Annotated in this window: 25 protein-coding genes and 2 pseudogenes; 5 read left to right on the plus strand and 22 right to left on the minus strand. The window is 60.3% G+C overall.

Annotated elements, in window-relative coordinates; all coding sequences use genetic code 11:
- Positions 1-8: 8 nt before the first annotated feature.
- The 5 genes from EDD52_RS20855 to EDD52_RS20875 all read right to left on the minus strand — a co-directional run bounded on the left by EDD52_RS20855 (position 9) and on the right by EDD52_RS20875 (position 4,327).
- The gene (locus EDD52_RS20855; protein WP_132248563.1) at positions 9-497 is read right to left on the minus strand and encodes a tripartite tricarboxylate transporter TctB family protein; all 489 of its coding nucleotides are present in this window, start codon (positions 495-497) and stop codon (positions 9-11) included.
- A 69-nt stretch (positions 498-566) separates the two neighbouring features.
- Positions 567-1,553: a Bug family tripartite tricarboxylate transporter substrate binding protein gene (locus tag EDD52_RS20860; RefSeq protein WP_132248564.1), complete on the minus strand. Its 987-nt coding sequence runs from the start codon at positions 1,551-1,553 to the stop codon at positions 567-569.
- 235 nt (positions 1,554-1,788) lie between these two features.
- On the minus strand, positions 1,789-2,553 hold the full coding sequence (locus EDD52_RS20865) for an ABC transporter permease (RefSeq protein ID WP_132248565.1): 765 nt from the start codon (positions 2,551-2,553) through the stop codon (positions 1,789-1,791).
- Complete coding sequence (locus EDD52_RS20870; RefSeq protein ID WP_132248566.1) at positions 2,550-3,335, minus strand: ABC transporter ATP-binding protein; 786 nt, start codon at positions 3,333-3,335, stop codon at positions 2,550-2,552. The genes EDD52_RS20865 and EDD52_RS20870 overlap by 4 nt, the downstream gene beginning before the upstream one ends.
- On the minus strand, positions 3,332-4,327 hold the full coding sequence (locus tag EDD52_RS20875; RefSeq protein WP_132248567.1) for an ABC transporter substrate-binding protein: 996 nt from the start codon (positions 4,325-4,327) through the stop codon (positions 3,332-3,334). The genes EDD52_RS20870 and EDD52_RS20875 overlap by 4 nt, the downstream gene beginning before the upstream one ends.
- A 218-nt stretch (positions 4,328-4,545) precedes the next feature.
- On the opposite strand from EDD52_RS20875, the gene EDD52_RS20880 reads away from it, so the two are divergent.
- A complete protein-coding gene (locus EDD52_RS20880) occupies positions 4,546-5,223 on the plus strand; it encodes a FadR/GntR family transcriptional regulator (protein WP_132248568.1) in 678 nt (225 codons plus the stop codon).
- Here the strand turns inward: EDD52_RS20880 and EDD52_RS20885 are convergent.
- Genes EDD52_RS20885 through EDD52_RS23770 form a run of 4 tightly spaced genes read right to left on the minus strand, consistent with a single transcriptional unit; the run spans position 5,213 to position 8,962 of the window.
- Positions 5,213-6,154, minus strand: coding sequence for a 2-dehydro-3-deoxygalactonokinase (locus EDD52_RS20885; protein ID WP_165907614.1), 942 nt, complete (start codon positions 6,152-6,154; stop codon positions 5,213-5,215). The genes EDD52_RS20880 and EDD52_RS20885 overlap by 11 nt on opposite strands.
- A complete protein-coding gene (locus EDD52_RS20890) occupies positions 6,141-7,076 on the minus strand; it encodes a 3-hydroxyacyl-CoA dehydrogenase family protein (protein ID WP_132248570.1) in 936 nt (311 codons plus the stop codon). The genes EDD52_RS20885 and EDD52_RS20890 overlap by 14 nt, the downstream gene beginning before the upstream one ends.
- A 2-nt stretch (positions 7,077-7,078) precedes the next feature.
- The gene (locus tag EDD52_RS20895) at positions 7,079-8,746 is read right to left on the minus strand and encodes a thiamine pyrophosphate-binding protein (RefSeq protein ID WP_132248571.1); all 1,668 of its coding nucleotides are present in this window, start codon (positions 8,744-8,746) and stop codon (positions 7,079-7,081) included.
- A gap of 48 nt (positions 8,747-8,794) precedes the next feature.
- Positions 8,795-8,962, minus strand: coding sequence for a hypothetical protein (locus EDD52_RS23770; protein WP_165907615.1), 168 nt, complete (start codon positions 8,960-8,962; stop codon positions 8,795-8,797).
- Between the two features lie 55 nt (positions 8,963-9,017).
- On the opposite strand from EDD52_RS23770, the gene EDD52_RS20900 reads away from it, so the two are divergent.
- Both EDD52_RS20900 and EDD52_RS20905 read left to right on the plus strand, forming a co-directional pair.
- Positions 9,018-10,472 (plus strand): sulfatase family protein, encoded by a 1,455-nt coding sequence (locus EDD52_RS20900; RefSeq protein WP_132248572.1) that lies wholly within the window; start codon positions 9,018-9,020, stop codon positions 10,470-10,472.
- 17 nt (positions 10,473-10,489) lie between these two features.
- Entirely contained in the window at positions 10,490-11,395 is a 906-nt protein-coding gene (locus EDD52_RS20905; RefSeq protein WP_165907616.1) for an SMP-30/gluconolactonase/LRE family protein, read from the plus strand.
- A gap of 511 nt (positions 11,396-11,906) precedes the next feature.
- On the opposite strand, the gene EDD52_RS20910 is transcribed toward EDD52_RS20905, so the two are convergent.
- The 13 genes and pseudogenes from EDD52_RS20910 to EDD52_RS20970 form a co-directional block, all read right to left on the minus strand.
- The gene (locus EDD52_RS20910; RefSeq protein ID WP_207906069.1) at positions 11,907-12,704 is read right to left on the minus strand and encodes an IS110 family RNA-guided transposase; all 798 of its coding nucleotides are present in this window, start codon (positions 12,702-12,704) and stop codon (positions 11,907-11,909) included.
- 260 nt (positions 12,705-12,964) lie between these two features.
- Positions 12,965-13,540, minus strand: coding sequence for a PIN domain-containing protein (locus EDD52_RS20915; protein WP_132248574.1), 576 nt, complete (start codon positions 13,538-13,540; stop codon positions 12,965-12,967).
- The gene (locus EDD52_RS24130) at positions 13,537-13,770 is read right to left on the minus strand and encodes a helix-turn-helix domain-containing protein (protein WP_243652046.1); all 234 of its coding nucleotides are present in this window, start codon (positions 13,768-13,770) and stop codon (positions 13,537-13,539) included. The genes EDD52_RS20915 and EDD52_RS24130 overlap by 4 nt, the downstream gene beginning before the upstream one ends.
- A 382-nt stretch (positions 13,771-14,152) precedes the next feature.
- Positions 14,153-14,732: pseudogene (gene scpB, locus EDD52_RS20925) on the minus strand (SMC-Scp complex subunit ScpB).
- Between the two features lie 18 nt (positions 14,733-14,750).
- Positions 14,751-15,626 (minus strand): annotated as a pseudogene (locus EDD52_RS20930) (DUF1403 family protein); the annotation flags it as partial.
- Between the two features lie 277 nt (positions 15,627-15,903).
- Entirely contained in the window at positions 15,904-16,197 is a 294-nt protein-coding gene (locus EDD52_RS20935) for a CcdB family protein (RefSeq protein WP_132248576.1), read from the minus strand.
- A 12-nt stretch (positions 16,198-16,209) separates the two neighbouring features.
- On the minus strand, positions 16,210-16,431 hold the full coding sequence (locus EDD52_RS20940; RefSeq protein WP_132248577.1) for a type II toxin-antitoxin system CcdA family antitoxin: 222 nt from the start codon (positions 16,429-16,431) through the stop codon (positions 16,210-16,212).
- A gap of 509 nt (positions 16,432-16,940) precedes the next feature.
- A complete protein-coding gene (locus EDD52_RS20945; RefSeq protein WP_132248578.1) occupies positions 16,941-17,276 on the minus strand; it encodes a type II toxin-antitoxin system RelE/ParE family toxin in 336 nt (111 codons plus the stop codon).
- The gene (locus EDD52_RS20950) at positions 17,273-17,530 is read right to left on the minus strand and encodes a type II toxin-antitoxin system ParD family antitoxin (RefSeq protein WP_132248579.1); all 258 of its coding nucleotides are present in this window, start codon (positions 17,528-17,530) and stop codon (positions 17,273-17,275) included. Before EDD52_RS20950 ends, EDD52_RS20945 begins: the two co-directional genes overlap by 4 nt.
- A 54-nt stretch (positions 17,531-17,584) precedes the next feature.
- On the minus strand, positions 17,585-18,865 hold the full coding sequence (gene repC / locus EDD52_RS20955; protein WP_132248580.1) for a plasmid replication protein RepC: 1,281 nt from the start codon (positions 18,863-18,865) through the stop codon (positions 17,585-17,587).
- Positions 18,866-19,090: 225 nt separating this feature from the next.
- Complete coding sequence (locus EDD52_RS20960) at positions 19,091-20,113, minus strand: ParB N-terminal domain-containing protein (protein ID WP_132248581.1); 1,023 nt, start codon at positions 20,111-20,113, stop codon at positions 19,091-19,093.
- Complete coding sequence (locus EDD52_RS20965) at positions 20,110-21,465, minus strand: ParA family protein (protein WP_207906070.1); 1,356 nt, start codon at positions 21,463-21,465, stop codon at positions 20,110-20,112. The genes EDD52_RS20960 and EDD52_RS20965 overlap by 4 nt, the downstream gene beginning before the upstream one ends.
- A gap of 652 nt (positions 21,466-22,117) precedes the next feature.
- A complete protein-coding gene (locus EDD52_RS20970; protein ID WP_132248582.1) occupies positions 22,118-23,026 on the minus strand; it encodes an ArdC family protein in 909 nt (302 codons plus the stop codon).
- 1,018 nt (positions 23,027-24,044) lie between these two features.
- On the opposite strand from EDD52_RS20970, the gene EDD52_RS20975 reads away from it, so the two are divergent.
- The gene (locus tag EDD52_RS20975) at positions 24,045-24,386 is read left to right on the plus strand and encodes a type II toxin-antitoxin system RelE/ParE family toxin (RefSeq protein WP_132248583.1); all 342 of its coding nucleotides are present in this window, start codon (positions 24,045-24,047) and stop codon (positions 24,384-24,386) included.
- Positions 24,383-24,670: a helix-turn-helix domain-containing protein gene (locus EDD52_RS20980; RefSeq protein ID WP_132248584.1), complete on the plus strand. Its 288-nt coding sequence runs from the start codon at positions 24,383-24,385 to the stop codon at positions 24,668-24,670. Before EDD52_RS20975 ends, EDD52_RS20980 begins: the two co-directional genes overlap by 4 nt.
- Positions 24,671-24,806: the final 136 nt, after the last annotated feature.

Consider the following 24,806-nt stretch of genomic DNA (forward strand, 5'->3'; position numbering starts at 1 on the left):
CCTCCTGCTTAGGGCAGGTTGATGTAGAAGAAGCGCGTGAAGGCAAAGTCGCAGGCCAGGACCAGGACGACCGCGTAGCCGACGATCCAGGGCAGCTTGCGCAGGTCCCGGTGGGTCAGCAGGAAGCCGCAGAGGATAACGAAGCCGATCCCCGCGACCTTGAAGCTGGCCAGCCCGAAATCCATCACCGCGACAAAGGCAAAGACCGCGAGCAGCACCGCAACGGCCAGCCCGGGGTGGGGCTTGGGTGCCTCTGGGTCAAGGGGCGCGGCGGGCGCGGGGTGGGCCTTCCGCAGGGCGGGTAGCAGGCGGATCACCCAGATGGCCGAGAGACAGGCCATCAACCCGGCCAGCATGCGCGGCACGGCGGCCGATCCCAATGGTTCGAACCGAGGTTCGGGCAGGCCGGCGGCGCCGACGAAGATCACCCCGGAAAAGCCGATCAGCGCCAGCGCCAGCGCCAGTTCGATCTTCGGGTTTGCAGCAGATGTTTCCATGGTCTCCCCCCTTGGAATTGGTCTCGCCCGCGCGGTGGGCACGCGGGCGAGGGATGGAATGGCGCGGGCTCAGTTGCCTAGCCCGGCCTCTTCCGCCACGACCTTCAGCCGCGCCAGGACGTCGAGCGAGCTGGCCAGCGCGGCCGCGCCATCGGTCCAATAGGGCTCAAGCGTGTTCTCGGCGAACCAGGCCTGCATTTCGTCGCTTTCCACGGCGGTCTGCAGCGCAGTGGTGATCATCTCTTCCGCTTCCGCATCGAGGTTGTCGGGCGCCAGCCAGTAGAGCGGGTTGGCCCAGACCACGTCATACCCAAGTTCCTTGGCGGTGGGCACATCCCCAATCGCAGGCAGCCGGTTCGCGCCGAAGTAGGTCAGCGCGCGGATGCCGTTGGGCTTGTAGCTGAGGTATTCCGACCCGGAAAACAACGCGATATCGGCATTGCCGCCCAACAGCCGCGCCAGGCGGTCGGCGCCACCCGGTGCGCCGATCAGGCGGGTCTCGAACCCGGCCTTCCCGGCCAGCATGAGACCCACGATATGCGGCACGGTGCCGATGCCCACCGCCTCGGTCAGGCTTTGCGGCTCGGCGCGCAGGGCGCCGATCAGCTCTTCCAGCGTCTGGTAGGGGGCGTCGTCGCGCACGGTCCAGACCGGGCTGCCGCCGCCGGTGAAGCCCAGCGAGGTGAAGTCCTCGGGGTGGAGCTCGTTCACGCCAAGGGCGTTGGAGACCAGGATGCTGTGCGACCACATCATGATGGTGTGGCCATCGGGCTCTGCGCTCAAGACTTCGCGCGCCGCATTGGCCGAGGCCGCGCCGGGCACGTTCACGATGACCAGCGGCTGTGGCAGCAGGTTGTTCTCATTGATATAGGTCGAGATCTTGCGCGCCACGGTATCGGTGCGCCCGCCTGGGCGATAGCCGACATAGACCTGGATCGGCTTGGTCGGAAATTCTGCCGCCGCCGGTGTCGCGCTTGCGACAAGCGTGACCGTGCCAAGGGTCGCGGCGACCGAAGCCGCGGCAATTCCCCGCACCATTGCCTGGATTAATGTCATAAAGTCCTCCCGTTTGATGATGCCGCCGGGTTGCGTCCCGCCAATTGGACCAACCAATAATCGAAAGTTTTGCACCTGACCAGTCCAAAATGACTCTTGATCGGCCAACGAAGGTTGCTCACGGTCAACAATGGTACTGTTTTGCCGGGAGAGACCGGTCCAAGGGTCATTACGTGGGGTTGGCTGGCTGAAATCTGGTCCAGCCAGCCCAGGCAGGCCAAGGTTGACCCTGGTTCTATTTGCCTTGCCAGTGCAACACGCGCCTTTGGACCGCGGAAATTGCCAACTCCCAGACAAGTCCGATCAGCCCAATGATGATGATCCCGACATAGGTGACCGGCAAATTGAAGTATTGCGCTGAATCGAGGATCATGAAGCCCAAACCCGCCTGTGCACCGATCAACTCGGATGCGACTACCAAGGTCCAACTGATGGACGAAGCCGCGCGGATGGCGGTCATGATTGCGGGAAGGGCCGCGGGCAGAACCACCTTTAAGAACAATTGCGACCGCGTCAGACCGATATTTTCGCCCGCCCTGATGATCAGGTCGGGAATGTTGCGCACGCCTTCCGCACTGTTCAGCACGACGTACCAAAGACAGGCCATGAAGATCAGCCCGATCTTCGGCCCCTCTCCAATGCCGAAGTAGAACACGAACAAGGTGATGAAGGCGATCGGAGGGATCGGTCGAAAAAAGCCGATGATCGGCGCGAAGACCGCTTCGAGCACCTTGTGCCGCCCAATCAAGAGACCGAGAGGGACGCCGATCAGGATGGCCAGAGAAAACCCTGCAAGCGCCCGGAAGATGGAAATGCCGACGTGGCTCCAAAGGGGACTGCCGGAATAGCCACGTGCAAGAAGGTCTGCGAAAGTCTGCGCCAATGTCACCGGACTTGGAAGGCTGCGTTCATCCACCAACCCGCTCAGTGTCAGGACCGACCAGAGAGCCAGCAACGCGGCGCCGGATGCCATCGAATACCAGCGATAGGGTGTTGTCATGTTCTTGCCTCCGGTTTCGCGCGCAGAAGTTCGACAATTTCAGCGCGCGCCTCGGCGAACCTGGGGTCCGCAGTGATGGCATATGTCCTGGGACGTTCGAAGGGGATGTCGTAAATCCGGGCAATCGTGCCCGGGTGCTGCGACATGACAATCACCCGATTCGCCAAGAAAAGCGCCTCTTCCACGTCATGGGTGATAAACAGGATGGTGGGCTTGTATTCCTGCCAGACCGAAATCAGCAGTTCATGCATGTTGATCCGCATCTGGGCGTCCAGGGCCCCGAAAGGCTCATCCATCAGGATCAGTTTCGGCCCGGCCACCAGGACGCGGGCAATCTGGGCGCGTTGCTTCATGCCGCCGGAAAGCTGATAGGGATAATGGTCGCGAAACTTTTCCAGCCCGACGCTTTTCAGCACCCTGTCCGCCTCAGGCCGATAATCCCCGGGCTTGACGCCGCGCGACTTCGGGCCAAGCACCACGTTGTCATACACGCTCAGCCAGGGGAACAGGACGGGTTGCTGGAACACCACGCCCCGGTCGGGCGACGGTCTGTGGATCTCCTCACCCATGATCTCCAACAGGCCCGATGTCGGCTCAGTGAACCCCGCCACCATGTCCAGGAACGTGGATTTCCCGCACCCACTGGGTCCGACGATGCAGATGATCTCTTCTGCCTCGATCACTAGGTTGAAATCGGTCACCGCCTTGATCCGCTGTCCCGTCGCGCGCCCCGGACTGGAGAAGCACTTCTCCAGCCCCTTCGATACAAGCACCTCGGTCATTGTGCGGCCATTGTCGCCGAACGGGGGTCCAGAAAGTCGGCGCCAGCCCCGGACGAGTTGATCAATCCTGCCGCCAGGGCCCTGTCATCGACCCAGTCGATGATCGCGCCGCTTCCTTCTGGGCCAGTCAAAGAAAAGACATTGGATTCCGCAACCTGGTCCGTCACCGTCGCCCAATTGGTTCTGGCGATGATGCTTTGTGCCAGTTCCGGCTTGATTCCCGTCATCTCTTCGATCTTGGAAAGTGTCGGGCCCGGGTCTTGCTCATAGGCTTCGATCCCCGCAGTCAGTGCCCGGGATACCCGCGCCACGGCATCGCGGCCTTCCTCGCTCTCCACCCAGTCTGCGCCTGTGGCAAGCCCGAAGACATCATGCAGGCCGATCTCCGACGCGTTGCGCACCTGGACCGCGCCGTTTGCCTCGGCAATGGAAAGAAGTGGTTCCCACAGCCATGCCGCATCCACATTGCCGTTCTGAATGGCGGACACGGCCTGCGGCGGCGGCAGCGGCACGAAGTCGACCTGATCGAAGTCCACCTCGGCATCCATCGCCTGTGAGACATGGAACAGGTGAAGGATGGACCCCGGAGGCGCAGTGATCGATTGCCCCGCAAGGTCTGCGTAGGACTCAAGTGAGTTGCCCTCAGACAGGACCAGGCCGGAAATCGCGCTGGCGTCACCGATGTTGTAGACCCACTTCGCCTCCAGGCCGCGGGTCGATGCCATGTAAAAGGCCGCCAGCGCCCCCTGTGCCAGGTCGATGCTGCCCGCCTGCAAGGATTGGAATTGCGCGGGCCCGGACGTGAACTTGATCAGGTTCACATCCACGCCGAAGTCGTCGAACAACCCGTGCGCCTCGGCGGCAAACAGCGGCATTGTCGGCACGGGCAGATACCCGTAGTTCACTTCGATCATGGCCTCTTGCGCCACACAAGGACCCGCCATGATGGTCATGGCGCCTATCGTGGCGGACTTGAAAGCGGTGAGTTTCATTTTGCATTCCTCCCTTGAAACACCCAGGTCCGCGATTGGACGGGTAGGTCACCCAGATTTTCGATTCGCGTCTTTTGGTCCATCCAATATGCACATCTGCCTTTAAATTGGATAGACCAAAATAAAAATTTGTCGGGGTTTGGTCCATTTGTCCGTCAGATTCTGGCATTTGGCCCAGCCAGCGTCTATTGTTGTGCAAATTTCTTCGGAGTGTCTGGATGAGTCAGAAGGTCTATCAACGCATAGCCGGTGAGCTGGAAAAGATGATCCGGTCCGGTGAATTGAAACCGATGAGCCGGCTTCCGGCGGAACGTGACCTGGCGGCGCAGTTCGAGGTCAGCCGGACCACGATCCGCGAGGCGCTGATGGTGCTGGAGGCGGGCGAGATCATCCGGATCAAGGACCGCTCCGGGGCCTATGTGCTTCCGGTGGCCCGGAAATCCGCCAGTATTCTGCAATCCATCGAGGCGACGCCGGGCCCGCACGAGGTGCTTCAGATGCGCCGGTTGATCGAGGGCGAGGCCTGTTTCCTGGTGGCGCTGAACGGATCACGGCGGGAGATCGACGCGATTGTCGATGCCAATACGGCCAATGCCGAGGTGCCGCCCGATGACACGCCAGAGTTCCACGATGCCACGAAGCAGTTCCACCTGAGCATCGCCCAGGGCTCGGAAAACAGCCTGTTCGTCGAGCTTCTGGAATACCTGTGGGAGCAGAAGAGCGGCCCGTTGTGGGAGAATTGGTATGGCAGCACGCGGTCGCGGCAGAACAGGATTGCGGTGCTGGCCAACAACCAGGAAGTGACCGACGCCATCGTCGCCCGGCGGCCTCAGGCGGCGCGCACCGCGATGCAGCGCCATATCGACTGGATGATCTCGCGCTTTCTCAGCTATTGAGGCGCAGGCCGGCCGACAGCCGGGCATGGTGGATCTCGGCCGCGCCCGCGGCAATGGCGGCGGCGCCGTCGATCACCTGTGCGGTCACGCCAAGCGCCCCCGCCGCCCGGGCGTAAAGGCCTGCCAGCTCCGGCTCGCCGACGATCAGCAGCGCCCGCGTGCCGGTGGCCTGTTGCATCGCCTGGATCTCGGATCCGATCAACACGCCCGAGAGATAGCCGCGCCCGTCGACCGCATCGGCCCGGCCCGAAAAGAGCGCGCGCGGCCGGGTGGAGAAGGCCAGCAGCACCGCGCCCAGTCCCGATCGCGCCACCGTCACGCCTTCGTCGAAACCGGCCAGCCCGGTGCCGCCCAATTCGCTGGTCACATGGCCCTTCAGCACGCTGGCATGGCAGAGCAGGTCAAAGAGCTCACCTGTCATCGCGGTCGAAATCCGCTGGATCGCGCCGCCGCGGCAGTTCACCCACTTGCTGTGGGTGCCGGGCAGGCAGAGCAGCGCCTCTTCCTGTCCGGACAGGGCCAGCCCGCCGAACACCTGCACCTCTTCGCCGCGCATCATCTCAGGGAAACCGCCAAGCGAGGGCGCGCTCACCCCCGGCACGATATGCGCCGCCGTGCCGGACAGCGCCACCAGCCCGGCCTGCACCGAGGCGCGAGTCTGGGGGGCGGGGCTCATCGCCACCTCCTGCCAGCCCAGGTTGCTGCCGACCATGCCCACCAGAAGGGCCTGCCGGCAGCCGAACCTGGCCTGCAACCGGTCCATCGCGTGCTGATAGACGCGGGGAAAGGCCTCGCGGTCGGTCTGCTTCACGCCCCGCCCCGAGATCCGCCCGAGGATGGCCCCGCCGGCATCGACCGCATAGGTGCGCAGGTTCGAGGTGCCCCAGTCAAACACCGCCAGCGGCCAGGGCGTGGCGTCAGAGCCCGTCATCCAGCCCCTCCAGCGCGGCCCGCAGCCGCAGCAGGTTGCGGTCGCGCCGGTCGAGGTAATCGGCGGGCGTGCCGTCATAGTCGTAAAAGCCGCGCCCGGCCAGCAGACCACTGGCCCCCTCGGCCAACAGGCTGTCGAGCCGGCTGGTGCCGGTTGGCTGCACCGGCGGCGTGTAGAGCCCGGCGGCATGGATGTCGCGCACCACCTGAAGCCCGGTATAGTCGATCTTGCGGAACTGTCCCATCAGGCAGAGCCGCTGCGCCAGCCCGAAGCGGATGGCATCGTCGATGTCCCCGACCTCGGCGACGCCTGCGTCCAGCAGGCGAAAGATCTCGGCCTCTATGGCCATCTGCACATTGTTGGCGATATAGCCCGGCACGAACCTGCGCAGCAACACCGGCTTCTTGCCGATCGCGCGCAGGAATTCCACCATGCGCGCGGCAAGCCCTGAGTCGGCCTCGGGCGCGGGCACCACGTCGACCAGGTCGATCAGGTAGGGCGGAGTGTACCAATGCACGATCAGGGTGCGGGACGACAGGGCCTGGGGCACCAGCGGAAAGATATCCAGGAAGGAGGTATTGCTGGCGATGACCGCATCGGCGCGCACCAGCCCCGCAAGCTGGTCGAACAGCGCGCGCTTGGCCTCGGCATCCTCGACAATCGCCTCGACCACTAGGTCGGCCCCGGCGACCGCGCTGCCGAGGTCCACGGCATAGCCGATCCGCGCCAGCGCCTGCGGTGCCTCGGCCACGCCGGTATTGCCGGACTGCGCCAGGTCCTCCAGCCGCGCCCGGGCCCAGTCCAGCCGCTCCTGCGACAGATCGCAGAGCGTCACCTCGCAGCCCGCCATCGCATGTACCAGGGCAATCGCATGGCCCATCAGCCCGGCGCCGATCACGGCGACCTTTTCATATCCCGCCATGATCACAGGCTCCAGGCCGGTTCGGGGTTGCTGTCAGGGTCAGTGACCACATCAACAACCACCGGCTCGCGCAGGGCGATCGCCTTTTCCAGCGTCGGGCGGATGTCGGCGGCGCGCTCGACCCGGAAGCTGCGGATGCCGAAGACCTGGGCGAGGTCGGCAAAGTTGGTCTTCTGGAATTCAACCAGATCGCCCAGGTTTCCATCGCGGCGTTCATAGAGCTTCTTGACCGAGCGCAGCCCCTGCCCCAGCGCCGAGTTGTTGTTGACCACGATCACCGCCGGGATGTTCCAGCGGCGCATCGTCTCAAGCTCGCCGATGTGGTAATAGAAGGCGCCATCGCCGGTGAAGCAGACGACGGGGCGGTTTTTGGCGCCCTGCTGCGCGCCCAGTGCCGCGGGAAAGGCCCAGCCCAGCGATCCGGCCGCCCGCAGGTAGGTCTGACCCGGCTTGTCAAAGGCGGTGTATTGCGCCGTCCAGGTGGCCGAGAAGCCGGTGTCCGCCACGACGATCCCGTTCTCGGGCAGGGCCTTGCCCAGCTCATGCGCCAGCAGCGGCGCGGGGATCAGGTCTTCCTGTCCGTCGAACTCGCCCAGCGAACTGGCCAGCCATTCACGCGCCGCCGAGATGCAGCGCGCCAGCCAGCCATTGCCGGGCGTCTCGACGTAGGTCTCGGCCAGCGCCAGCAGCGTCCGGTTCAGATCCCCCGCCAGCCCCAGCACATTGGGATAGCCGCGCCCCAGCTCTGCCGGATCGGTGTCGATCTGGATGATCTTCGTGCCGGGGGTCGGGATGGTCCAGTTGGTGCTGATCTGGTCACCCATGTGACAGCCGACATAGATCACCAGGTCGGACTGGGCCAGCAGGGCGTTGGCATAAGGTGCCGAATAGGTGCCGACAACGCCGAAATGATTGGGATGCGACGTGGGGATCACCGAGCGGCCGCCCACGGATGTGGCCACCGGAAGGCCCAGCCTCTCGGCCAGAGCCATGACGCCGGGACCGGCCTTGTCGTACAGGCTGCTGACCCCGCAGACCAGCATGGGGCGGGCGGCCCCGGCCAGCAGCGCGGCCGCCTGGTCCAGCATGGCGCGGTCGGGCAGTGCTGGCGCGGATTGCCCCGAGGCCGGAAAGCCCAAAAGCGCCGGATCGCCGGTGAATGGCACCTCTTCTACCATGTCGCCCTTCAGCCCGTCTAGGTCCAGGTGCACCGGCCGCGGCGTGCCGGTCCGCCCGGCGCGCAGCGCATGGCCCAACATCCGCGGCAGCTCGTTCACGTCGCGCACTTCGCCTGTGAACTTGGTGACCGGGCCGTAAAGCGGGCCATGCGGCACCTCCTGATAGGCGTTGCGGTGTTGGTGACTGTCCGGTTTGCGCCCAGTCATGGCCAGCATCCGCACTCGGTCGAGGTATCCGTCCTGCAGGCCCGCAGCCAAGTTCGCCGCGCCCACCGCCTGAGCCATGCAGACCCCCAGCTTGCCGGTGGCGCGGGCATAGCCATCGGCCATGTAGGCCGCGGCCTTTTCGCTGTGGGCAAGGATACGGGCGATGCCGCGATCCTCAAGCTCCAGCAGGGTATGACGCAGCACGGCGTCCACGAAGAAGACACTGTCCAGCGCCTCCTGTTTCTCGATCACGTCGGCAAGGATCCGGGCACCGGTTTGGGTCATATGGAGGGTTCCTATCTGAATTGGTTGAGCCAGACATAGTCATAATTTTCATTTTGGTCCACCCAAAATATCCAGACACACCGGCCCACAAGGCGCCTGACGTCCGGAATGGAGATCAATAACCAGTAATTTATAGATATTTTTCCAGCCGCTCTGGTTGGTCCAGTTAGTCGCAGACGCGGCGATCTGCCCCTTCCAATCCACGATACTTGACATTTTGGTCCATCCAATTAAACTAAGCCGGAATATCCCTCCCAAGTCAGGCCCCTTCATGACCAGCGCGACCGAATCGACGGCCCCCAAACGCCCCAACATCCTTCTGATCATCACCGACCAGCAGCGCTTTGACACGATCCGCGCCCACGGCCATGCGCATATGGACACGCCCAATCTCGACCGGCTGGCGCAGGAGGGGGTGTCCTTCTCGCAGTGTCACATCACCGCGCCCAGCTGCGTGCCCAGCCGCGCCAGCCTTTTCACCGGGTATTATCCGCATGTCACAGGGGTTATGGAGAACGAACAGGATTGGTCGAAAACCTGGGTCAGCGACCTACGCGCCTCGGGTTACACCTGCGTCAATGTCGGCAAGATGCACACCAATCCCTTCCTCGCCGAGGCCGGGTTCGACGAACGCTTCAACGTGGAAAACAAGGACCGTTACCTGCAGGGCCGGCATTACCTGGATGAATGGGACAAGGCGCTGGCCGCGCATGGCCTGATCAAGCAGCAGCGCGAACATTACCGCAAGCGCGACGATTACGGCCAGAGGCTGGGCGCCTTCGAATGGAAGCTGCCCGCGGCGCTGCATTCCGACACCTTCGTGGGGAACTTTGCGAAGTTCTGGCTTGAGACCAAGCCAAACGCGTCGCCCCTGTTCATGCAAATCGGCTTTCCCGGGCCGCATCCGCCCTATGATCCGACGCCCGAGCTGGCCGAAAAATACATGGCGAAGGACAATATTCCGATGCCGGTCGACTCGGACGAAGACCGCGCCGGGCAGCCCTCCTACCTCGAGGAAAAGCGTCAGCATGATGCGCAGGTCGATCACGATTCCATCCTGTGGAACCCCGACCGCACGCCCGAGGACGAACGCCGCATGCGGGCCTATTACTATGCCAATGTCGAGATGATCGACACCTCGGTGGGCGAGATCATGCAGGCGCTGGAACGCAACGGCTACATGGACGACACCGTGGTGATCTTCACCTCCGATCACGGCGATTGCCTGGGCGATCACGGGTTGTCGCAAAAATGGTCGATGTATGACGTGGTGACGCGGGTGCCGCTCATTGTCTGGGCGCCGCAACGGTTCTGCGGTGGGCGCAGCATCGACGATCTGGTGCAGCTCTTCGACCTCGGCCCGACGATCCTCGACCTGGCCGGGGTGGCATCGCCTGCCGACATGGAGGCGCAAAGCCTGCTGCCCGCACTGACCGAACAGGCCTATACGCCACGCCAGCAGGTCTTCTGCGAACAGGCCGGCGACATGGTGATGACTGGCGCGGACTTCATAACCATGGTGCGCGAGACACGCTGGAAACTGGTCCATCTGCTGGGCTGCGACGAGGGCCAGCTGTTCGACCTGGAAGCTGACCCCGACGAGAGGCACAACCTCTGGAACGACCCCGTCCACGACGCCGAAAAGACCCGGCTCAAAGACACCCTCCTCGAATGGCTCGTCGCCTCAAACTTTAAAACACGCGACCACATGGCAGAATTCCGATGACCCCGGAGAAGGACACTATGGCACCGTTTTCCTATGCCACGCCGATCAGGCTGGCCAGCGAGTTGGCCTGGCCTGAGGGCCCCACCCTTCTGGCGGATGGGCGCATCGCCTTTGTCGAGACCTACCGCAGCCGGATCTCGGTTCTTGACCCCGATGGCCGAGTCCGCCCGTTTGCCCAGGTCGGCGGCGGCCCCAATGCTGCCTTGGCCGGGGCGAATGGCGAGGTCTACCTGACCCAAAACGGCGGCGTGATCGGCCCTTGGCGGGCCGAGCAGATGCGTCCCCCGTCCATCCAGGTTGTTCAGCCGGATGGACGGGTCGAAGTGGTGGCGGACCGAGTGGGTTCACACCAGTTGCGGGCCCCCAACGATCTGGCCTTTGGTCCAAATGGCTGGCTCTATTTCACCGATCCGGGCGGCGCCTTTGACCCCGTGGCCCGCGACAATCCCGGCTTTATCTGCGCGCTGAAGCCCGATGGCACAGGGGTCTTGCTGGCCCAGCTTCCGCCCTGTTACCCCAACGGCATCGTGGTGGAAGACAACGGCGATTTGGTCTGGGTGGAATCCTACACCCGCAAGGTCCAGCGCATGAGCGGCGGGACCATCAGCACGCTCTGCACTCTGCCGGAAAACTGCACGCCGGACGGCCTGAAGATCTCTGCCCGAGGGCATTTCCTAATCACCGGTTGCGGTAGCGGCACCGTCGAGGTCATCACCCGCGACGGAGACCATGCAGGCCGCATTGCCCTTGGCAAGGTTCCGACCAATTGCCTGTTTGCAAAAGGCGGTCTAATGGTCACCGACGGCGGAGGCCCCGGGCGCAGCACCGCGGCCAACAACGACGGCGCGCTCTGGCTTGTGCCCAGGCTGTCGCTGGCGGGCCAAGAGCCATTTCCCGGGCATCTGGATGCAATTCCACCGTAATCGCTCGACTGCCCCCTTCCGGTGTTCAAGCAAACCACCGCCGGGAACCAGCAGCGCCTACCGCTCACACCGGTTCCGCAAGGCCCTGCGCTAGCTGCGCATTCCTCACATCTTCACCCGTCCAGTACCCCTAGAACAGCAACGCCAAGGCAGAGCGGTTCATCCAGCCCCTTCTATGCAAATTGGCCTTCCCGCCAGCGCGCTGTTTCGGCATGGCCCTTGCTGATCGGTCTTCCTCGCGGCCGATGCCCGTGTCGACCTGCGACCTGTCGAGCTCCGCCATGGCAACGGCGTGGACGCCGAGAGTGTAAGCAATTTCCGAGAAGGAAGCACGGTCATGCGCGGGCCAACTAGCAACTGTGTCTATCGGTTAGGCTGAAGCTGCCAAGGTGTGCCGGTTTTGATGATCGCGTTGGCGATTGTGACCAGCCTTCGTGCGATTGCGATAATGACGAGTTTATGTGGTTTTCCGCGCTCTTTGAGGCGTTTTGCGACCGGTTTGAGAACTGGATTATGACAAGTTGCGGCGAGCGCAGCCTGAAACAGCACATGTCGCAGCAATCGTTCTTCTGCCTCGCATTGCCCCGCTGTCATGCGGGACCGGCGCCAGGCCAGTCATGGCAGCGGCTTCGCCTGACGTCATCCGGCCGAGTTCAGGCAATTCGGCGATCAACATCGCCGCAGAGACAGGACCAATTCCCGGGATTGATCGCAGTAGGTTCGCCTTTGTGGAAAAAGGCTCCACCTGCGCGATGATGGTTTCGATCCGCCGTTCGAGAGTCTCGATCTGGGTTTGGAGCACGTCTTCCAGATCGTCGTCCAAGGTCTCGACGTCGGCAGAAACACCCTGCTTCTTGCGAGCTCCCACTTGGGCTCTGAGCCGCTTGCGCATATCGACGATTTGCCCCCTTCGCGTCGTCAAGGTTCTGAGAATACGTAGATTCTCATCTGGCAGTTCTCGCCCGACCTCCGGTCTGAATGCCATGAACCGGGCGATGAGTTCCGCGTCGATCCGGTCAGTTTTTGCCCGCGTGCCCCGGGAAAGTGCGAAAGCCTTGATCTGTGCCGGAGGCAACTGGACAGCGACAATTCCTTCGGCGGCAAGTTTCGTCCAGACCACCCATTCATGGCCACCCGTAGCCTCAAATCCCACTTTAAAAGGGCCCGATAGCTGCTGGATCATCGCGACCAACGCAATATGGCCGTCCGCTATGTTACTATGCCGGAACCGCATCTGGCCCGGAAGGCAGAACCCGTCCAGCCAGTCGCGCGATACGTCTATTCCAATGATGGTTGTCTCAGCTATCATGTCACTCTCTCTTCCTTATGCTTCGCGGTCCCGCAAAATGGGCCGCCGTCAACTGTTCGAGACGGTGAAGAGAGGCCGGATCAGCCTGCTAGAAAACGTGGTCATGCCACAAGGTGTTTAGCGCTGTATCCCACCCCGTCGCCGGTCCTGGCCGGGAGCGGTGACGGCGGATCTATCGCAGGGATGAGACACATAAGGTGTTTGATCCCGGGACTGGCCTTACACGTCTTTGTTTATGTTTTTGGCTAGTTTCTGAACCATCACAGGAACGATTGGTACTCATCCATGAAGGTCGCGACCTGCAGAAGGCCCTGTGCTTCGGATTTGTGTATCAAGGCCGCGACATCGAGTGCTGGATTCTTGAACCGTTCGCGCATGCGGCGGAGGGCCAAAATGGCCTCCGAGGGATCCAACTCAATTGTATCCGCGATGAAGTCGTCCGCAGAAATGGCCTGAATGGCATGCAGGGCCAGAATTTCTGCCGGAAAGTCAGCTAGATTGTCCGTCACGATCACAGACGCTGAAGTTGCGATGGCAGCGGCGAGAACATGATTATCGTCGGGATCCGGTAGAGCAAGTTTCTCCTCGAAAAGCTCATAACCCGTCACCAGTGCTTCGGGGAATGCTGCCTCGATGGCAGACCTTTGACGCGCACCGTCCGTATCGCCCTTCGTGATCAGGGAGATGGCTTTCTGAGTCTCGTCTAGAACGCGACTGCTCCACCGGGGCCGGAACAAACCGGCCTCGGCTAGGCTGAGCAACATGTTCCGGCGCAGCGCGCCGCCCAAGACGCAGGCATCGAGTAGGGCCGTGAACCGATCCGCATATCGGCTCATATAAGGCCATCCTCTGCATCCCTCACAGCAAGGTCGCTCAACGCATCCGATCTGGCGGCGTCGCGCTTTTCTTTATATGCAAACAGATCATTCGCGCGGACGCGGCGGTGTCGTCCCGTCTTTGTGAACGGAATTTCTTTTTCTTCAAGAAGCTTCACAAGGAACGGGCGCGAAACGTTGAGCAAGTCTGCTGCCTGTTGCGTCGTCAGTTCCGCCTCGACAGGGATCATCCGAAACCCGCGACCGCTCGACACGAGGCGTAACACCTCTAGCAAAGATGCCGTGAGAGCTGGTGCAAGGGTTACGGTTTGGACTTCGCCGCTTTTAAGGGCAAGCGACAGCGTAGTGGGCTCGCCTTCCCTGATCTGGGAAGCGACAATTGTTCTGAGTTGTTCAGCGTTCTTGATCTCCACCTCATCGGGCAAGCGATCAAAAAACGCCTCTTTTCTGAGGGCGGGCATCTTGTCTCTCCAGTTCTCACGACTTGAGTTAGATATAGGATAGCTTCTACTCGCAACAATCGCAACAATCGAAACAATCGAAACAATCGAAATATTCGAAATTGATTAAAGCCGTGTGAATAGGCCGCACCGAGCTGTTGTCGTAAGTTCCTTACACCGAACTGACCACACCCGCGTCTTCCAGCCGTCCCCTTTCCGGCAGTTCCTGCAGCGACTCTAGGCCGAAAATCATGAGGAACTGATCCGTGGTGACATAAGTGTAAGGCGCACCACGTCGCGGAGCCCGCGGCCCGGTCCCGATCAGCCCGCGCGCATCCAACCGTCCGATCAAGTCGCGGCTGATCTCCTTGCCGTCCTTGAGACCCTCCCGGGTGATAGGCGATGGAGGCCAGCACGGCGATATCGTGTTCGCGCAGATCGAGGTCCTGGTCGCCGACATCCGCGGATGCCCGGATCGACGATGCATAAGCCGACTTTGTCCGCAGCATCCATCCACCGGCAACCTTTGCGACTTCGAAGGACCGCACCTCCAGATCGGTGACGAGGTCTTCAATGAGCAGATCAACCAAGGCCCCCTGCCCCACCACGCGTGCCAAATCCTCACGCGGTACCGGCGATGCGCTCGCAAACAGCACGGCCTCAATCCGGCGCATCCATTCGCGCCAGCGCAGGTCGGCGGGCAGGTCTTCAAGCTCCCGATCAAGCCCCTCGTCTGTATGATCCTTTGCCATCGCGCAGATCCCGTAGAGCCGGAAGGTGTCCCGCCCGGTCAACTCGCGCACAGCGCCGAGGTCCACCAGCCGGTCGCAGAACCGCCGCGCCGCGCGATTAGAACGCAGCGAGGTCAGCGCTGTCGGCGCGACCGCATCACAGTACAGAAACTTCGAAACCGCCTCGTCCGAACCCTTTGCTCTCAGCTTCGGTGCCACCACTTGCAAGCGATTTACGCGCCGTGTCAGATCAGTGGCCTGCCTTGTCGCTTCCACAACCGCTGCGGCAATCGCTTGATGCCAGGCCAACCGAAGCTTCTCAACTGACTTTCCCAGATCGGCACGCTTGAGACCAAGCGCCGAAAGCGGCAGCACATGTGTCCGCCCAAGCGCCTGCGCCAAAGCCGCGTCGGCCAGTAGCAGGGCAGTGGCGGGATCACGCGGACGCTCCTCGATCACGGTTTGCAACACTGCTGCGGCCCGAGAGACCGGCGCTCCCTGCCCCGCATTCAACCAAATGCCGATCTGCTCCCTCTCGACCTTGGGCAGTGCCCGACGCAACGCCTTTACCGAGACCGGTCGCTCTACCGCCCGCCTCCAGGAGAGATAGTTTTCGCCCGCTGGCCCAGGGCTATCGCCGGGCTGCAAAAATGTGACGGCATCGCGCAGATCCCCAGCACGTTCAACGCGTCCGTCGTGTATTACACAAACCTCCGCAGCGCGCAGGGCCAGACGCGCGCGTAGCAAAGTCTGGGGCACGCTCTCGTCACTCAGCACATGATGCAGATGATTGAGTGCTGCGGCTGACAAAAACGCCACATCTTCAGGGGTTTCCACACGTCCAAGGGTGACCCAGGACGGCAGCTGCGGTAGTTTGGTCAGGTCGTCAGAGAATGCGACTGGCTGACAGGTCATGCCACAAGACTATCCTGCCACGGCGCTTTTCACCACTATATGATATGCAAACCGCCCCGCTCTTTTGCGCCCATATATGTCCAATAAGTTTGCATTATCGGGCATGCAAGGAAGGGACAGCAGGACAACTTCGTAATTGGCTGTTTTTAGGAAAATTACGGAGTCGAAAGCCGGCAGATCGACGTTAGCGCACTCTGATAGCCTCAACGAGGCTATGCTGAGCAAGGTGCAATGCGATGCAATCACTCTGCCGACGGTCGCTGCCGGCGTAGATGTCCTACACTCCGTCGATCAGGATATCCATTGCCCGCTTTAATGCGTCACGATGCTCGGCCAGAGAGCCAACATGGTCGCTCAGCTCAGCACCAGGAACAGCGGCGAGTTCCTGAACACGCACGATCCACCTCGAGCCCGCCACTTCCACTGTGGGCGTAAGACCTGGGAATGCTGTGTAGCGCCCGGCTTCGCGCAGTGGCGCTACGATGCGAGACGCATCGATCCCGATCAGATCGGTTTGCAGGTCGACAACAAGCTGCCCACCCTTCAGGCGATAAAGATCAAACTGCGCCATGTCAGGGGACGCCTAGAAGCTTCTAAACCGGGTGAGCGGCAACCCATCATTGGCAACCTCCTCGGCATAGGTTGCAATTGCCGCTTTGTTCTCGGCGCGCCACAACCGATTGCGCTCGATCTTGGCTGCCTCGGCAATCGCCGCCTCGGCCAAGCGCGACATATTGAGGCCAAGCGCGCGAGCGGCTTCGGCTACATCGCCATCCAGCGTCAGATTCACTTTTACCCGGCCCATATACACTTCCTAACATATACGCATACTCAAGGAGTATATGCCTGAAGTAGATCGAACACAAGATGAGCCAGTTGCCACCGTCCTACCCTCTTGCCTTACAAGGAGCCTGCCTTTGGTGTGATGTTGGAGCCATTGCTCGGCACGATGCCCGCCGGCGGCCTCGGATAACACGCTGAAGGCCTGTGCAAAGGACTGGGCGCATTTTTGCACATCGGTGCCGCAGGAAAGGTACGGACCCCCTGCCCCCGACGTCGTAACTGATCGGCCTCTACATTGCCGAATTGGCTGCACCTGCGTGGCAACGCCCGTGCCTCGTCGGTCGCAACATCCGACCAGCGCTTGACTGGCCTTGTCTGGAACTTTGCGCAGCCGAGCCCGATCCTAGAGCGCAAAGACCGCCCCTCGACGCGAGGATCCGCTCAGAGTTGTCGGAGAACGAGCACCTTGCACTGTTTTCAAGCCGCAGCCTGCTGGAGAGGCTTACCAGAGATCCGTGGCCGCAGTGCGGATCAGGAGCCATCGTCCCTCAACGCCGCCAAGGCGGCGACATGACGTGGAAGATCGCTGCGAGAGTGCAGGATGTCGATGATGATCACCTCGTTGGGGTGATCCAAAAACACCAAAAAATGCTCCCCTGCCCTGACAAATCGCAGGTCTTCGTCATTGTCCACGAGAGCCGCACAGCTCCGGCTATGGGCCTGCCCATCCAAGATCGCCTGACAGCGTCCTACCAATTCGGTCTCGTAGCGTTCTGCCTGTTCGAGCCCAAAATTCTCGATCGTCCACCTGGCGATTTCGATCAGGCTGGCTTCGGCACGGCGTGTCAGCCGAAAGGATCGGCTCATGAAGAGGTGCGTGCCTGGCGAAAGGCGCGTCGGATCGCATCTTGCCCGCTGCCTTCAGCAAGGTTACCCGCCTTGGCCTGCGCCAAGCCTTCGAGCAGCCCCTGCCTGATTGCGTAGAGCTGTCCTTCCTCCTGCTCCAGCAGTCGGAGGCCCGCACGCATCGCCTCACTGACGTTCTGATACCGTCCAGATGCGACAAGTGCTTGAACCAGCTGATCCTGGGTTTCGGTCAGAACAACGTTGCGTGTAACCATGGGGCGTTTCTCCTTTGTTGGCAATATATGCCAATGGCCATTTTCGAGCAACACTTACGCTGCCATCCCTCTGAGACGCCCAAAGAAACTGCGCTCCAGATGCAACTCCCCTGCCCCGGCCTTTTCGACCATGCCTCGCAGATATCCACCCGGTGACGTTACTTCGCCCGCAGAATGCTTTTCGAACACCAGCGCCAGCGCGGCAGTGGCCACCTGTTTGCCCAACCGGTCCTGAGCGACGTTCCAGGCGTGCTCGGAGATGTTGATCATCGGGCGAAGTTGCCCCGCCACGCGGTGGAGATCACCCCAATCGTTCAAAAAGCCCCCCATATTACGCGCCCAGGAGGCAAATTCTGGACAGGCTTGCATGATTGTTGGCAAGTCCACTGCGGACCGCTTATTGCGGACCTCTGCAACCCACTTCTCGAGATCGCTATCACCCTGCCCTGCCTGTGACATGTCTGGAACCACGACGGCCGCTTCCTCATTTTCAGAGGAATTACTAGTTACAGATTCAAGTTGTTTTGTAATTAGTATGTGAGGCCCATTTGTGAACTCCTTGGGGTCCAGTTCTTTAGGTTTCTTGGACGCATCTCCACGAGTTTCACGTGTGTTATCCACAACCTCTGAAGCGCCGGTGGCCTTGAGGTATGCGACGTCGACACGTTCCTGTAGCTCCTTGAAGAAACCCAGCAGCTGCGCCAACCCCTCAGAAGCCGTGTTCCGACGCGGGAGGCGCGCCAGGAGGCTCTCGAACATGCTCGTGAGCTGGCTCCAAGGGCCTCTCAATGCGCCGCTGACAGCGGCCTCGATCCGGGCGCGGATCATCCTGCGCACCACTGTGATCTGGCGCTTCAGGCGCTGGCAGAGCTCCCGCTCGGCTTGCAGATGGGCGTACATCGCTTCGAATTCATCAACACGCGCTGATAGCGGCGACAGATCGAAGCCGTAGGCCTCGACGATGACGCCATCCGCGTCCCTGCGGCCCCATCGCTTGCCGTTGGGGCTGTCCTTGAACGCAAGCACACCGATCTCCGCCAGGCGCCGTGCATGGCGCTTGAGCGCGGAAAGCGAGAAGCCAGTCTGTTCCATTAGATAGGCATTAGACGCCCAAACGATCGGACGGCGCCCCTCCTCCCAATCCTGCACTTGTGTAAACGCCCCGAGCGTGTCGAGGAGCATCATGTCACTCGCCTTAAGACCAATATTCGCACCCACGCGTTTGACCGCCACGAATGCCCTTGATTTGGGTACACCTACCCGTTCGCCGGCTTGGGCAAGCTGCTCTGCAACCCCAAGACCCGGCGTCGGCTTACGCCAACCTGTATGTTTCATGCCTGCTCAACCTCCAATTTTTTAGGAGGCAAAAGAAAGCCGTTCGCTCAGAAGCGTTCGTCGTTGACAGTGATTCCCGTGAGACTTATCTTTAAGGCGACCAAACCATTTAGATCAGCTCTCAGGCCACACCGCTTGGGGGCTTTTCTTTTGCCGTTAGTTCACTTGTCGTTCCTTACTGCTCCTTGCCTCATTTTTCTGGAGGACATCTCACCAACTGTATCCTCAGTCGGTTTCCTTCTCCGGATCTTCGACGTTCAAATAGCTTGCAACTAAGTCTCCAAGCTTTTCGAGACGCTCTTGGTTAATCGGCACTCCTGCAACCTTGATTGACAAGTTCCCATCAACGGAAGTGACCGAAAGGTTTCTGTTGCCCACCTTGCGCTTTACAGTGATTTTCGGGGGCTTTTTCTTTGGTTTTGGCTTGGTTTTGTTCGTCCTCTCCAAGCTAGCCAAGGCCCCCTGTAAATCACGAAAGCTCATGTCGTAGGCGTTCTTGAACGTGTTCAAGATTTGATCTTGCGCAGCGAAGACGGACCGCGCTCGTGAGACTATGCTCTCATGCACACCGATTTTCTTGGCGAAGGCCACAGCTGTCAGCTTTTCTTCGCCAGAAGCCAACGTCTCATACATTTCGCCAATCGAAACCAGTCGCTCAAATGGGCTAAGGTTTTCGCGCTCTTCATTCTCGCGAAAACGCAGAAACAACATCTCGAACTTGCTGTGCTCAGCGTTTCTCGCGTCAGGCGGCGCAAGGATTGCACGAAGTGGCAAACCGAGCTCTGACGCGGCAGCCAGTCGGCGGCGTCCTGTCAACATAACGAACGGAACGCCAGCAACATTCGACGGGTCCAATGGATCCGGCCGCCAATCCGGATCCTCCGGCCAAACCAGAATGGGTGTATCCTGCCCGTTCGAGGCAATGCTGTTTACCAGCGACTTGAATGCTTCCTGTGACTTCCAGTCTTGTCGGCGGTCGGTCCCCATAGGATCGGAGATTTGATCCGGCGACAGACGTATCTCGTGGCGACCGTTTAGGATATCCGAACAAAGCTCGGCTCTGCTTCGCTCCACAGCAGCCTGCGACTGAGCAAGCGCTCCTGATTTCCAGGCGCTGCCGGCCCCTTTGAAAGGAGCTGAAATTGCATCACTCGACTCTGCCCTATCTTCCGCACCGCTCGCACGTTCCTTGGATGCATCGAGATTGGTAGCCTTGCTAACCAGCGACCTTGGAATGCTACGTTTCATGCTTTGCCCTCGCCGTCATCTTCATAGAATTCATCCATCCATGTGTCGGCATAGCCACGTTCGAGTCCTGGCCAGAGTCGCGCTATTATGGCGTCGTTCACTGCATCGGCATTGGTGATGAACCGGTTGATCCCCTTGCGCTTTCCCGGCGTGTCCGGCTCGTATTCGTATACGGACTGATAGACGTCCGACGCGTTCGAGATCGCGTCGGAGCGCAGATAAAACACCGGAAGAATCTCCGTGGGGCAATGCTCTAGAAGGTTTCCGATGTGCTTAAGGTCCTGCGCATTGGACCGTTGGACAATCGTCGGCAGAAGCATGTTGGCACCAGTTCCGATTTCGATCCTTTCATGAGCAAGGATATGCTGAAGCATCCCCAGCAGGCCAGTTACAAAGGTCGACAACGTGGCAATGTCGAACCCCTTCATGGTCTGCGGTATGACCAGCGAAGTCGAGGCAATCACGTTATTCAACTGGAACAGTGTGAGCGCGGGTTGATAGTCGATGATGATTACATCGAGGGTCTCGGTTAGTGCGGTGTCGAGTCGCTGCTGATCGACCTTCCCGTCGACTACCAACTCGTTCGGTAGCGTCTTCGGTGGGTGGCCCGCCTTCCAGCGGTCGATGGCATCCCGCAGGTAGCGGTAGAAGCTTTTTCCTGCGGGGGCTTCGCGGACAAGTCGCGCAATCTGAATCTCACCCTCGGACGTTTCGCCGTGAGCAGGCAGCAGGCGAAGGCCTGGCCAGGAGGTCTTGAGAAAGAAGCTGTCGAGCGTTTGCGCATCGTGGTCTGTGTATGGCGCGGCTTCCGACTGAAAGAGTCCAGCAAAATCCACCATGGAGGCAGTGTTCTCGTCGGGCATTTGGGGAAGACCTTCCCCCCCAACGAAGTAAAGGGTTATTGTACTTTGCGGATCAGCATCCATGACACCAACGCGCATGCCGTAGTGCAAGCTGAGATACTGTGCGAAATGGGCGGCGCTCAGGCTTTTTGCTGTCCCGCCTTTCTGGCTTGCAAACGATATGACAGGCAAAGGCGCGTCAGGCTTCCGCCAAGCAAGGTAATCGTAGGGGCGCTTTGCTGAGGCCGCCAGAAGGGCCCTCATTTGCATCAATTCGGACAGCGTAAAAACGCGCTCTCTTCCGACATATTCGCCGGCAGGAAAGTCATCGCTAGAATTGGCGAACTTGGTGAGATACTGAATACTTACATTAAGAAACCTTGCGCACTGGCGCATGGACCAAGTGCGCTTGATGCGCTGACGCAAGGTGAGTTCCTTGTTCACCGACACCATCGTGCGCTCAAGCCCGCGTGACAGATCCGTCAAAAACTGTTCTAAACTACCGCTCATTTCTAAGCCCTGACTTCGGTTGGGTCCGAGTTCGACTCGATTCTGCCTCAATGGTAGCACGGTTTTGGGCAAAAGATAAAGATACCACGCGCCTATCGATTTCAGGCGCTTATTTTGAGGCTCAGGGGCTCCTAAAACCCCAATCTTGAACGCGTTCAAGATTGGGGTTTGGATCGGCTGGACAGTGCGAGGCAGATGAACATTGCCTTTATCGCACCTCGTTTCTTGGGCCCCAGGAGTTGACGGACCGGCTCAATTTGCGGCCTTGCCCAGGTCAGAATTGAGGTTTGATCGCGGATGCTCTGCTTTTCCGTATGCCCCAGAACTTGACAAGCTCGCCTTGCGGGGACCGACCGGAGACACGGTGCCTAAGGGCCCTCGGGTTCGATGGTGATTTAGAGGTCGGAGGTCAGGCTAGACTTGGGGGCAAATTTTTTTTTGGGCAGCTCGATCCATGCAGTGTCAACTGGACACGATCAGCTTACAACCAGCCCGGGGGCGCAGGATGCCAGATCATTCGCGCCAATGCCTCGCCATAGACCGCGCACAGCGTTTCAAACTGGATACGACGAACAGGGATCATGTTCTTGCCTCCGGTTGATGGAATGGGGTGTGGGCCTGCCCGCCGATTTGATCGACGGGCAGGGGCCGCTTATGCGGCCTCTTGTTCGTCTGGTTGGGACTTGCTGCGACCCGTCAGATCGAGAACATGGTCAAAGGCTTTTTGCGCCTGCGCTGCTGCGGCAAAAATGGCGTTCTTGTCCGCCTTCAGGCATTTGAGCCAGCTCTCGACGTATGAGGCGGTCTGGTCGAAGTGGGGTTCAAACCCGAGGTGAATGGCAACGAATGAGGAAAAGATTTCGGCCTCAAGTTCGCCTGCCGCATACTCTGCCTTGGTGCTGAATTTCTTCTGCGCTCCAATCCGCCGCTCTGCCAGAAAGTAGTGCCCGCATTCATGGGCAAGTGTGCCGTAGAACCCGGCCGCGTCGTAGAACGTGCCGATGGGCGGCATGTGGATCAGATCTTTCACCGGATCATAGAATGCTCTCGGATCTTCGCTGGTGGTGATTTCCGCGCCGGTCGCTGCAAAGAAAGCGTCAAGCTCTGCGTCAGCTTTGGTGCCAAGATCGCGGGGCGGCTCGGGGCGGACATAGTAGTCCTCCGGCAAACCGCCGATTTGATCAGCATTGAAGACGTTGTTATATTTCGCAAACCGGCTCGCGCGGGTTTCGGTCTCGCCGTTGCTGCCTTCGACTTCCTTTTCAAAGGTGCCGTAGAAAACCGACTTCGTGGACGTCTCGCCCTTCCGGACGCAGCTGCCGAGGTCGACTGCTTGCTTGAAGGTCATCCAGCGGGCGGAATTGAAGCCGCGTGTCATGCCGGTTGCCCAAAGCATCAGGATGTTGATTCCCTTGTAGGGCTCGCCATTGTGGCGCAGCGGAAAACATGCGCCGGATGCGCTGCCGGTCCACGGCTTGCGCCAGGGCGGTGTACCTGCCTCGATCTGCGCGATGATTGTATCCGTGACGTGCTGCTTGATATCAAAACGTGCCTTGGCCATGTGTGACGCTCCTTCGTGGTGCCGCCCGTTCCGGTCTTTGCCGAAAATCGGGGCGGGGTTTCTGGCGAGGAAGTGCTGCGCACGCCCCTCTCCTGAAAGCCTGCCACCCGGCGAGGGCAGGGGGGGAACCGCTGCAATGCTGAAATCAAAGCCAAAGGGGAGGGGGATCACCCGGCCTGCACGAAGCCCCAGGCGCAGGAAGGTCGGGGAAACCCCTTTGGGTGCAGGTTTTCAGGGTTGCGGTGGGGGACCGGCGGTCCCCAGACGCGCGGGCTTTAGCCCGTGCCACAAAGGATCGGGGCGTTCGGAGCTTGCGACGAAACCCCCGCGCCCCATGCGACGGTCACCCGAATGGGCCGCTCACAAGGCCGCAGCCGACCATGAGACAAACTGCGCGCCCTGGCTCGGATGAGACGGGGCGCGGGCTATTGGATCAGGGAGGAGGGGCCGAAGGGTGCGGGTCGAAGGCCAGCCATGCTGGCCGCAGACCAGGGCGCGGTGCCGTGATCGAGGATCATGGCAGGGGCCGCAACACTCTCACTTCACCCGTAGAAAAAGCAATGAACCTAGGCAAATAGCTAGCAGATATACTGGAGGCACAATAAGGTTCAGAAAATTCCTGAACCTTGATGATGGCGACTTGGATCCGCACTCGGCTCCCAAAATTGGATCTGGGTTGAAGAGCAAGCCAAAGAAGCCTCGGCCTACAGTTGATACAGCGACTGTAGCAGCTGCTGGGAAGGCTCACGGGTTTGATCGATCAATTGGTGTCGTCGCGCCAGTTCAGTTCAGCAACAGAGAAGGGGCCGTCCGTCTCTGAACGAGGTCATGACATACTGGCGTGTCTACGTTTCGGCTGAGTTGCGGGAAGAGCTAAACGAACTCCGTGACGAAGAGGGCAGGCGGCTCGACGATGTCTCGGTCTAGACGTTGGCAGCTTATCGAGAAAGCAAGACATGACCGCGTCAACAGGGTAGTATGCCGTTGACATATGCGTCAATGGCATATAGTTAGCTTTATGACCAAGTTGCAGACAGTCGTTGAGTTGCCCGAGTTCCAAAGGCGGTCCAAAGCTATCATGTCGGACAGCGAACGCGAAGCGGCTGTCATCTGGATTGCGGAGAACCCGGAAGCGGGAACATCCCTTGGGGGTGGATTGAGGAAGGTGCGTATCCCACGCGAGGGAGGCGGCAAAAGCGGCGGCTTCCGAACGATCTACGTGTTCGGCGGCCGTCACATGCCGATCTTCCTCGTCACTGTGTTTGCAAAGAATGAAAAGGCCAACTTGTCTTCGAAAGAGCAAGCGGCGGCTGTTGAGCTAAGCAAAGAGATCGTCAGCATGTGGAGTGAAAAGCAATGAGTGCATTTGAAAGCATCAAGCAGGGCCTGGAAGAAGCAAAGTCTTTCTCGAAAGGGCAGGGGGCGGGAGCCCGTGTGCATGAGGTTTCCGTGCCAGAAATCAATGTCGCTGAGATCCGCGCAAAAACGGGCCTATCCCAGGCTGAATTTGCTCGCAGCATTGGTGTGGCCAAAGGCACTCTGCTGAACTGGGAGCATGGCCGACGCATCCCAACTGGGCCAGCGCAGGTATTGTTGGCCTTAATTGCAAAGAAGCCCTCTGTTGTTCAGGACTTTCTGAACTGAATGCGGTCGGTACGGTGTTGGGCGGAACATTTCACATAAGGTGTGAATCGGCATGCGAAGTTGACCCACTTGGGTGGGTTATGAGCGAGTAAAATTGACCCACCTGCCACGTTAGCATCCGCGCAGAATAGCGCGG

The sequence above is a fragment of the Primorskyibacter sedentarius genome (genome assembly GCF_004342065.1).
GTDB classification, from domain to species: Bacteria; Pseudomonadota; Alphaproteobacteria; order Rhodobacterales; family Rhodobacteraceae; genus Primorskyibacter; species Primorskyibacter sedentarius.

Coding starts and splice junctions, on each gene's coding strand:
- EDD52_RS20970 (WP_132248582.1), bottom strand. CDS start 23,026: ATGGCCAAGGCACGTTTTGATATCAAGCAGCACGTCACGGATACAATC.
- EDD52_RS20880 (WP_132248568.1), top strand. CDS start 4,546: ATGAGTCAGAAGGTCTATCAACGCATAGCCGGTGAGCTGGAAAAGATG.
- EDD52_RS23770 (WP_165907615.1), bottom strand. CDS start 8,962: ATGTCAAGTATCGTGGATTGGAAGGGGCAGATCGCCGCGTCTGCGACT.
- EDD52_RS20875 (WP_132248567.1), bottom strand. CDS start 4,327: ATGAAACTCACCGCTTTCAAGTCCGCCACGATAGGCGCCATGACCATC.
- EDD52_RS20910 (WP_207906069.1), bottom strand. CDS start 12,704: ATGATAGCTGAGACAACCATCATTGGAATAGACGTATCGCGCGACTGG.
- EDD52_RS20980 (WP_132248584.1), top strand. CDS start 24,383: ATGAGTGCATTTGAAAGCATCAAGCAGGGCCTGGAAGAAGCAAAGTCT.
- EDD52_RS20975 (WP_132248583.1), top strand. CDS start 24,045: ATGACCAAGTTGCAGACAGTCGTTGAGTTGCCCGAGTTCCAAAGGCGG.
- EDD52_RS20855 (WP_132248563.1), bottom strand. CDS start 497: ATGGAAACATCTGCTGCAAACCCGAAGATCGAACTGGCGCTGGCGCTG.
- EDD52_RS20885 (WP_165907614.1), bottom strand. CDS start 6,154: ATGACGGGCTCTGACGCCACGCCCTGGCCGCTGGCGGTGTTTGACTGG.
- EDD52_RS20965 (WP_207906070.1), bottom strand. CDS start 21,465: ATGAGCGGTAGTTTAGAACAGTTTTTGACGGATCTGTCACGCGGGCTT.
- EDD52_RS20865 (WP_132248565.1), bottom strand. CDS start 2,553: ATGACAACACCCTATCGCTGGTATTCGATGGCATCCGGCGCCGCGTTG.
- EDD52_RS20960 (WP_132248581.1), bottom strand. CDS start 20,113: ATGAAACGTAGCATTCCAAGGTCGCTGGTTAGCAAGGCTACCAATCTC.
- EDD52_RS20905 (WP_165907616.1), top strand. CDS start 10,490: ATGGCACCGTTTTCCTATGCCACGCCGATCAGGCTGGCCAGCGAGTTG.
- EDD52_RS20895 (WP_132248571.1), bottom strand. CDS start 8,746: ATGACCCAAACCGGTGCCCGGATCCTTGCCGACGTGATCGAGAAACAG.
- EDD52_RS20915 (WP_132248574.1), bottom strand. CDS start 13,540: ATGAGCCGATATGCGGATCGGTTCACGGCCCTACTCGATGCCTGCGTC.
- EDD52_RS20890 (WP_132248570.1), bottom strand. CDS start 7,076: ATGGCGGGATATGAAAAGGTCGCCGTGATCGGCGCCGGGCTGATGGGC.
- EDD52_RS20950 (WP_132248579.1), bottom strand. CDS start 17,530: ATGGTTACACGCAACGTTGTTCTGACCGAAACCCAGGATCAGCTGGTT.
- EDD52_RS20860 (WP_132248564.1), bottom strand. CDS start 1,553: ATGACATTAATCCAGGCAATGGTGCGGGGAATTGCCGCGGCTTCGGTC.
- EDD52_RS20870 (WP_132248566.1), bottom strand. CDS start 3,335: ATGACCGAGGTGCTTGTATCGAAGGGGCTGGAGAAGTGCTTCTCCAGT.
- EDD52_RS20945 (WP_132248578.1), bottom strand. CDS start 17,276: ATGAGCCGATCCTTTCGGCTGACACGCCGTGCCGAAGCCAGCCTGATC.
- repC (WP_132248580.1), bottom strand. CDS start 18,865: ATGAAACATACAGGTTGGCGTAAGCCGACGCCGGGTCTTGGGGTTGCA.
- EDD52_RS20935 (WP_132248576.1), bottom strand. CDS start 16,197: ATGGCGCAGTTTGATCTTTATCGCCTGAAGGGTGGGCAGCTTGTTGTC.
- EDD52_RS24130 (WP_243652046.1), bottom strand. CDS start 13,770: ATGATCCCTGTCGAGGCGGAACTGACGACGCAACAGGCAGCAGACTTG.
- EDD52_RS20900 (WP_132248572.1), top strand. CDS start 9,018: ATGACCAGCGCGACCGAATCGACGGCCCCCAAACGCCCCAACATCCTT.
- EDD52_RS20940 (WP_132248577.1), bottom strand. CDS start 16,431: ATGGGCCGGGTAAAAGTGAATCTGACGCTGGATGGCGATGTAGCCGAA.